This is a genomic window from Streptomyces hirsutus (assembly GCF_001418415.1).
GTDB classification, from domain to species: Bacteria; Actinomycetota; Actinomycetes; order Streptomycetales; family Streptomycetaceae; genus Streptomyces; species Streptomyces hirsutus.
On the sequence record NZ_LIQT01000447.1, the window covers coordinates 1 to 567 of the forward strand.

A 567-nucleotide genomic window follows, 5' to 3' on the forward strand; every position below is an offset into this window, starting at 1 on the left:
ATGGGGGCAAGGGCGGGCTGCGAAGGTGCAGGAACCGGGGCGAGCGCAGGGAGCCGACCGTCCGGGACGGGGGCGAGCGCGGTCGGAGCAGCGTCGGGTGTGCCCTGCGGGGATGCCGGAGGAGCCTGCGGAACTGTGGTGAGAAGGTCTTGGGGGAGGGTGAGCAGCGCGCGAGTGCCCAGCAGGGAGTTGGGCGCCTGGACATCGACCCGGAATCCGTAGGCGCTCGCAAGGGCGACGGCGACCCGGAACCCGGTCTGCGGGCGGGCGCCGAGCTGCGTGATGTCATCCGTGCGCTGCCCGGTGAGGATGTCCCGGGCGGCGTCGAGCTGCTCCGGCGTCATCTGCAGACCGCTGTCGTCCACGAAGACGGTGACCCCGTGGTGGCCCTGCTCGAAGGACACATGCACTCTCGAGTGCGGTGGCGAAAAGCGCAGCGCGTTGTCCAGCAGCAGCGCGAGGGTGTGCACCACGGGCCCGACCACACGGGTCCTCACCGCGACGGTGAGTTCCTGGGGCTGCACGCGCTGGTAGTCCTCGACGGAGCCCATCGCGGCCCGCACCACG

General features: G+C 71.4%; 1 protein-coding gene. It reads right to left on the reverse strand.

Annotated features, from left to right (window positions below):
• A partial coding sequence (locus AOK11_RS30025; protein ID WP_167353851.1) for an ATP-binding protein occupies positions 1 to 567 on the reverse strand: 567 nt, incomplete at both ends.